7 protein-coding genes and 1 pseudogene are annotated in these 7,523 nt (G+C 61.3%); 2 read left to right on the top strand and 6 right to left on the bottom strand.

The annotated features are described in order from the left end of the window. Window positions 1-120: 120 nt before the first annotated feature. Both PFH44_RS22800 and PFH44_RS22795 read left to right on the top strand, forming a co-directional pair. Window positions 121-1,911 carry an aryl-sulfate sulfotransferase gene (locus tag PFH44_RS22800; protein ID WP_283826240.1) on the top strand — a complete coding sequence of 597 codons (1,791 nt, stop codon included), beginning with the start codon at window positions 121-123 and terminating at the stop codon, window positions 1,909-1,911. A gap of 165 nt (window positions 1,912-2,076) precedes the next feature. Next, complete coding sequence (locus PFH44_RS22795) at window positions 2,077-2,739, top strand: HAD family hydrolase (protein ID WP_045854137.1); 663 nt, start codon at window positions 2,077-2,079, stop codon at window positions 2,737-2,739. A gap of 46 nt (window positions 2,740-2,785) precedes the next feature. Here the strand turns inward: PFH44_RS22795 and phnE (PFH44_RS22790) are convergent, their stop codons facing one another. The 6 genes and pseudogenes from phnE (PFH44_RS22790) to PFH44_RS22765 form a co-directional block, all read right to left on the bottom strand. Continuing rightward, a complete protein-coding gene (gene phnE / locus PFH44_RS22790; RefSeq protein WP_283826239.1) occupies window positions 2,786-3,664 on the bottom strand; it encodes a phosphonate ABC transporter, permease protein PhnE in 879 nt (292 codons plus the stop codon). Further along, the gene (gene phnE / locus PFH44_RS22785) at window positions 3,661-4,533 is read right to left on the bottom strand and encodes a phosphonate ABC transporter, permease protein PhnE (protein ID WP_045854139.1); all 873 of its coding nucleotides are present in this window, start codon (window positions 4,531-4,533) and stop codon (window positions 3,661-3,663) included. Before phnE (PFH44_RS22785) ends, phnE (PFH44_RS22790) begins: the two co-directional genes overlap by 4 nt. A gap of 68 nt (window positions 4,534-4,601) precedes the next feature. Continuing rightward, window positions 4,602-5,543, bottom strand: coding sequence for a phosphonate ABC transporter substrate-binding protein (phnD, locus tag PFH44_RS22780; RefSeq protein WP_045854140.1), 942 nt, complete (start codon window positions 5,541-5,543; stop codon window positions 4,602-4,604). Between the two features lie 23 nt (window positions 5,544-5,566). Then, entirely contained in the window at window positions 5,567-6,409 is an 843-nt protein-coding gene (gene phnC / locus PFH44_RS22775; RefSeq protein ID WP_283826238.1) for a phosphonate ABC transporter ATP-binding protein, read from the bottom strand. A 179-nt stretch (window positions 6,410-6,588) separates the two neighbouring features. Continuing rightward, complete coding sequence (locus tag PFH44_RS22770; protein ID WP_045854142.1) at window positions 6,589-7,284, bottom strand: amino acid ABC transporter permease; 696 nt, start codon at window positions 7,282-7,284, stop codon at window positions 6,589-6,591. Next, window positions 7,274-7,523 (bottom strand): annotated as a pseudogene (locus PFH44_RS22765) (amino acid ABC transporter permease); the annotation flags it as partial. The pseudogene PFH44_RS22765 and the gene PFH44_RS22770, both read right to left, overlap by 11 nt.

Below are 7,523 nucleotides of genomic sequence, written 5' to 3'. Positions count from 1 at the left end.
GGTGAGCCTTGAGCTCCCCCATCCGCGCCGGCGCGAAGAGGCCTCTTTTACCGCCGCCTGCCGGCGGATCCGCAATCTGATTACCACTCTGCCTGATACCGTTATTTAAGGAGCAACACCATGGGACACCCTTCCGTTTACCCGACCGGCGCCACCGTTTACGATCCCACGCGCGCCTGGAGCGGCTACACCCTTTTCCAGGCCACCGAGCGCGGCGCGGTGCTGGTGGATATGAACGGCCAGGTGGTACGCGAATGGCCTGAGCTGCACGGATTTCCCAATAAGATCCTGCCCGGCGGCGCGATACTCGGCCACAGCGGCGAGCGCGATCCGCGCTACGGCATGCAGGATATGCTCGATCTGATCCAGGTGGACTGGGAGGGCAACGTGACCTGGAAGTTCGATCGCTACGAGCAGGTCAGCGATCCCGGCAACGAAACGCGCTGGATGGCCCGCGCGCATCACGATTACCAGCGCGCCGGCAACCCGGTAGGCTACTACGCGCCGGGCCTGGAGCCGCAGGTGGAGGGGGGAAATACGCTGATCCTCGCCCACACCAACCTGGTGAATGCCGATATCTCCGACAAGCTGCTGCTGGATGACACGATTATTGAAGTCGACTGGCAGGGCAACGTGGTCTGGGAGTGGCGCTGCAGCGACCATTTCCACGAGCTTGGCTTCGACGATGCGGCGCGCACCGCGCTGTACAACAACCCCAATATGCGCGCCAGCGGTGGCGGAATGGGCGACTGGATGCATATCAACTCGATGTCGGCGCTGGGGCCGAACAGGTGGTATGACGCCGGGGATCGGCGCTTCCATCCCGACAATATTATCTGGGACGCCCGCGAATCCAACATTATCGCCATCATTGATAAGCAGAGCGGCAGCATCGTCTGGCAGCTTGGCCCGGATTACGGTAAGCCGGAGCTCAAGCATATCGGCTGGATTATCGGCCAGCATCACGCGCATATGATCCCCCAGGGGCTGCCGGGCGCGGGCAATATCCTGATCTTCGATAACGGCGGCTGGGCCGGATACGGTGCGCCAAACCCGGCGTCGGCGGACGGGGTGAAAAACGCCTGGCGCGATTACTCGCGGATCCTCGAGATCAATCCGCTGACCCTGGATATCGAATGGCGCTACTCGCCCTACGAAGCGGATCTGCCGCAGCCGACCGATTCATACCGTTTCTACAGCCCCTATATCAGCAATATGCAGCGTCTGGAAAACGGCAATACCTTGATTAACGAAGGCTCGAACGGCCGCGTTTTTGAAGTGACCCGCGACCATGAGATCGTCTGGGAATATATTTCGCCGTTCTGGGGCAGGACGCTGAATAACAATATGGTCTATCGCGCCTACCGCATCCCCTACGCCTGGATCCCGCAGCTGGCGCAGCCGCAGGAGACGCCGATCGCGGCGGTGGACGTGCGGACGTTACGCCAGCCCGGCGCGGCGGCCGCGGGCCCGGCGCAGAGCGTGGTGCGGGTCGCGGGAGTGCAGCCGTATAGCAAAAGCGCCGACGCGCTGTGCGTGGCGACCGACAACGATACCCTGCGCCGCAGCCCGAAGCTGTTCCGGGTGGCGGAAAGCGCCTTCACCCCGCTGAGCGCGGCGCAGGAGCTGGAGAGCGGGCGGCCGGTGCTGCTGTTTGTCGGCGCGGAGCGCTGCGTGCACTGCCGTAAGCTCTGGCAGCTGCTGGCGCAGGAAAAGGCTGCGGCGCGGATCGCGGCGCTGGATACGCGCTATCTCGATGCCGATCGCCACCCGGATCTGGCGGCCACCCTTGGGGTTCGCGGCCTGCCGACGCTGCTGCTGATCGAGCAGGGCCAGCCGACGGCGCGGGCGCCCGCGCAGCCGTCGGCTGAAAATCTGCTGGCCTGGCTGAACGACGCGCTGGCGTCGTAGAGCCGCTGCGGGCTGGTTTTATGCCGGCCAGGGTTGATGGGCGGATAGGGCGTTTGCTACCTTGAGGCGGTGGCGTGACGGCGGAGAGGTCGGGCGGATCATTCTGCTGTCATCTTTCGAAAGCATGCTCTGGCGGGCCTGTTTACTGATTAGGGAAAATGAACGATGTCCAACGCTCTCACGATTTTCGATCTCGATAACACCTTGATTAAGGGTGACAGCAGTACGGTATGGAGCCGTTTCCTGGTGAGGGAAGGATGGATTAACGACCCGGACTATCTGGCGCGAGAAGCGATGCTGATGGCGGATTACGATCGCGGCGAGATGAATATCGCCGACTACGTGGCGCTAATCCAGGCTCCGCTGATCGGCGTCCCGCAGGCGGAAGTTGACGGCCTGGTCGCCCGCTGCGTGCGCGAGGAGATCCTGCCCCGCGTCTACCCGCAGGCGTGGGAGGTTATCCGCACGCTGCGGGCGCGCGGTGAACAGATGCTGGTGATCTCGGCCTCGGTCAGCCTGCTGGTGCAGGCGGTGTCCGATGCGCTGGGCATCGAGCAGGCGTTAGGCATTGACGTGGAGATGGCCGATGGCGGCTATACCGGCGTGATTGCCGGCACGCCGAGCTATCAGCACGGGAAGGTGATTCGGCTGGCGCAGTGGCGGCAGGCCTATCCGCAGTTCGCCGGAGAGGTGACGTTTTATACCGATTCAATCAACGATCTGCCGCTATGCCTGCACGCCGACCGCGTGCGGCTGGTCAACCCTTGCCGGCAGCTGGCGGCGGCGAATGAGGAGCATCGCTGGCCGGTGCTCAGCTGGCAGCTTTAATCTCCCCGGGCGGGCGCAGCGCTTCGCCTCGGGGAGGCGGGCGCTATCAGGATTTAAACAGCGGCACCACGCTGCCGCCAATGTAGCGCCGACGGAGCCAGGCGGAGAGCGTATCCATCGCCATCACCACCGCCACCAGCAGGAGGGTGATAAACATCACCACGTCCCAGTTCCACAGGCGCATATTCTCGGCGTAAATCAGGCCGATCCCGCCGGCGCCGACGAAGCCCAGCACCGCCGCCGAGCGGGTGTTGGACTCGATTTGATAGAGGCTCAGGGCCAGAAACGTCGGGAAGGATTGGGTGAAAATGCCGAAGCGGTGTTTCTGCAGGCCGTTGGCGCCGACGGCGGTTAGCCCGCGCCCCGGCGAACGGTCCACCGCCTCATGGCCTTCGGCATACAGGCGGCCGAGCAGGCCGGTATCCTGCATGATAATCGCCAGCACCCCGGCCAGCGGCCCGAGGCCGACGGCGCGCACAAAAATCAGCCCCCAAATCGCCATATCAATCCCGCGCAGGATGTCAAATATCCGGCGCATCAGCAGGGCGATAATCCCCGGAATAAAGCCGCGCATAATATTGCGCGCCGCGAGGAAGGAGAGCAGCAGGGCGATAACCGTGGCGGTGATCGTCCCGACGAAGACGATCGCCAGGGTAATCCCGATCTGCGTGAAGTAGTAGCGGAACGGCCAGTTAAAGAAGTCGTGCCACACGAACATGCGCAGCAGATAGCGGCTGATTTGCTGCAGCCCGGTGGTGAGCTGCTCCCCGCTGATGCCAAACTGCATAAAGAACCAGACGTAATAGAGCACGCTCAGCAGCGCCAGCAGGCCGACGTAGCGCAAATAGCGCCCCTGGGCCTGATACAGCGCCTTATGCTGGCGACGGCTGGCGGCGATATTCGGTTGGTTTTGCCACTGACTCATTTTTTACCCTCAAGAACCCACTGCCGCAGGCGGCCGGACAGCATATCCAGCAGCGATACCACGATGATGATCAGCAGCAGCGTGATGCTGACCTGATCGTAACGATCGAGCTTAATGTTGGTCATCAGCTCCTGGCCGATCCCGCCTGCGCCCACCAGTCCAAGAATGGTCGAAGAGCGAAAGTTGATCTCCAGGCGCATAAAGCCGTAGGAGAGAAAAATCGGTTTGACCTGCGGCCACAGGGCGAAGCGGATCCGCTGCAGCGGCGAGGCGCCGCAGGCCATCAGCCCGCGAACCGGCCTGTCCTGGGCGCTTTCTACCGCTTCATAAAACAGCTTGGTCAGGCTGCCGATGGTATGCAGCATCAGCGCCAGAAAGCCGGGGATTGCGCCAATGCCGAAGGCCATCACGAAAATGACCGCCCACGCCAGTTCCGGCATGGTACGTAAAAAGGCGACCAAAACGCGGATGGCGAAGCGCAGCGGCGGCGGCGACCAGGCGTTGTTGGCGGCGAGAAAAGCCAGCAGGGTGGCGATGGCCACGGCGACCAGGGTGGAGGCCAGCGCCAGCTGCAGGGTTTCCCAAATCAGCGGCAGCTGGATCGGCAGGCGATAGCCCCAGTAGGCGAACGACCCTTTGGTATGCGAATCGGCGAACAGATCGCTGAGATGCAGCGTCGGCAGCGTCTCAAACATGTAATCGAGAAAGTTCGGCAGGGAGTGCCAGATGGTGAAGAGGTTAAATTCCGCCGCGCTGCCCGCGGCGAAGTAAAGCACCAGCAGCAGCAGCGACCAGCTAAAGGTGTCGCGCTTCTGCCGCGCGCGCACCTGCTGGTAATAGCGTTCAAATTCGGTATTCGGAATATTCATACGTCAAGGGGTCTTCAGCATACCGCCGCCCCGCGCCGGCCAGGCCGTGGGGCGGCGTGGAGGCGGGATTAGCGGGCGCTCACCAGCTCGCGCTTCATATCGATAATCTGCTGGAAATCGGCAACGCTGCCCGGGCCGATATGCTGGGTGCCGCCCATCGCCTTGATAAAGCAGGCGTGGTTATCGGTATCCAGCTTCTTGATCGCGGTGATGACTTTGGCTTTAAAATCAGCCGGCAGCGCGTTGCTCACCAGGATCGGGCCGTTGGGGATCAGCGGCGATTGCCAGATGATGCGGATCTGCTTCATCAGATCCGGATGATCCATCCGAATCAGGCGGTTGAACGCGCCCACGCTGTAGCCGCTGTTGTAGTCGCCCACCATAGAGGTCCAGGTTACCGCGCCGGCAAACTGGCCGTTCAGCACGCCGAGAATGTCCTGCTCGTGGCCGCCGGAGAAGGTTACGCTGGAGAAGAAGTTGTTATATTTATTATCCGTGGTGCCGCCAAATTTCTGCTTAAAGGTTTGGTTCGGGATCAGGAAGCCGGAGGTTGAATCCGGGTCGGCGAAGCCGAATGCTTTGCCTTTCAGATCGTCTAGCGATTTATACGGGCTGTCGGCCTTAACGATAACCACCGAGTGGTAGCCGCGGGACTGATCTTTATCGTCAACCGCGATGCCGACAATATCGACCGCTTTCGGGTTATTAATATAAACCGAGGCGTACGAGGAGGGCGACATGCTCAATACCACGTCAACCTTGCCGCCCAGCAGGCCCTGAATAACGCCGGAGTAGTCGGAAGAGTTGCGTAATTTGGTATCGACGTTCAGCTCTTTATCGAGGAAGTCTTTCACACACTGGTTATCACCAATTTGCTGGGTGGCGTTCTGGCCGCCGAGGATCCCCAGGTTTAACTCTTTCGGCTGCGCGGCGGCGCTCGCCTGCCATGCCATCATAATGCCCGCGACCGCTGCGGATAAACGAACTGCGCCAGTGATATATTGTTTCATTATTTTGCCCGTGTGAGTGGAAATTAATGCAATTGGCTAATTTCATCACCGTACAGCCGATGCAGAATATCCTGATTCAGCTGAGAGGGATGGTTGTCAAAAATAATGTTGCCCCGCGCCACGCCGATAACCCGCGTGCAGTACTCTTTCACCAGCTCGACCGAGTGCAGGTTGACCATCACGCTGATGCCCTGTTCGCTAATTTCGCGCAGCACGTTCATGATGCGCTGGGTATTTTTCGGATCGAGAGAGGCGACCGGCTCATCGGCCAGCAAAATACCGGGGTTCTGCATCAGCGCCCGGCAGATAGCCACGCGCTGCATCTGTCCGCCAGAGAGGTTTTCCGCCCGCTGCAGCGCATGCGGCAGCATGTTCATCCATTCGAGCAGGGAGATCGCGCGCGCCCGGTCGGCATCGGGGAAGACTTTGAACAGCGACTTCAGCGTCGAGGTTTGGCTCAGGCGCCCGAGCAGGACGTTTGTCAGCACATCCAGGCGCGGCACCAGGCAGAAGTCCTGGAAAATCATCCCGCATTCGCTGCGCCAGGCGTTCAGCGCCCGGCCCTTGAGTTTGGCGACATCGCGCGGCGTGCCGACTTCCGGATAGCTGAGGATCTCGCCGCTGGTGGCGCTGTGGGTGCCGTTAAGCACGTGCAGCAGGGTTGATTTACCCGCGCCGGAGCGGCCGATAACGCCCACCAGCTCGCCAGCGTGGAGATCGAAGCTGATGCCGTCCAGCACGGTTTGCTGCGCGCTGTAGGACTTGCTCAGGCCGCGCACGCTTAAGACTTTCCGCTGACGATCGGTATCTGGCTGACTAAATTGTGGGTAATCGGTATCGGTTACCGCAGCGAGAGAACTATTCATAACAGCGTCCAGGTTCGTCATTAAACTGGGCACTATTAATGGCGTTTTATATGATCGTTATATGACGCTAAGGCGAACAAATAGTGAACGGTAGCGATTTGTCGCCGCGGAAAGGGCGAAAATAGTGCCCTCCGATGACGAAGGGCAGGGAGGCGGCGCGCCGGGAGCGGCGGCGATTTTTATGCCGGCTTTAGCCGCTTGCGCCAGCGAAAGCGGCGGCTTGCCAGCAGGCTCAGGCCGCAGCACAGCAGATAGTAGACCGCGCCGGTAAAGACAAAAATGGCCAGAGGATAGATCTGGACGCGGTTGTTCACCTGGCCGGCGACGGTGGTGAGCTCCGGGACGTTGACGATAAACGCCAGCGACGTATCCTTCAGCAGGCCGATAAAAATCCCCACCAGCGAAGGCTGCACGTTGCGCAGCGCCTGCGGCAGCAGGATCAGGCGCAGCGCCTGTCCGGCGGAAAAGCCCTGCGTCCGCGCCGCCTCATACTGGCCGGCGGGAAGCGACTGCAGGCCGGCCAGCACCGAGTGCATCACCGAGGCGGCGGTAAACCACGCCAGCGCCAGGGTTACCGTCACGGCGCCGGGCAGATCGCTGCCGGTGAGCATCGGCAGCAGATACCAGAGCCAAAAAATAACGAAAATCAGCGGAATACCGCGAATGATTTCGGCCCACAAAAACAGCAGCCGACGGACGGCTCCGCCATAGCGCCAGGCGGCAGCGGCCAGCAAAACCCCGCCGGGCAGCGCCAGCGCCGCTGCGCCAACCGCCATCATCAGCGTCAGGGCTACGCCGCCGGGAATGCCTTCCGCCAGGCGTCCCCACAGCAGGTAATCGAGATTGTCGGCGATAACCGCCAGATTAGCGTTCATGCTGGGCTCTCCTGTGCGGACTATGACCCGGGCCGAGGCGCGTTAGCAGCAGCCCCATCGCCACGCCGAGCGCCAGATACAGCGCGGTGCCGACGGCAAAAGCTTCCAGCGCATGGGCGTTATAGCTTTCAATTTGCCGCACCTGATAGGTCAGTTCGGCAAAGCCAATGCCGCTTGCCAGCGACGAGAGCTTCATCAGGTTCAGATACTGGCCGACAATCGGCTGCCAGGCGTTAGCC

Source organism: Klebsiella sp. Ech2A (assembly GCF_030078455.1).
Lineage (GTDB): Bacteria > Pseudomonadota > Gammaproteobacteria > Enterobacterales > Enterobacteriaceae > Klebsiella > Klebsiella terrigena.
The sequence above is the reverse complement of the archived record's forward strand: the minus strand, read 5'-3'. Positions and strand labels throughout refer to the sequence as shown.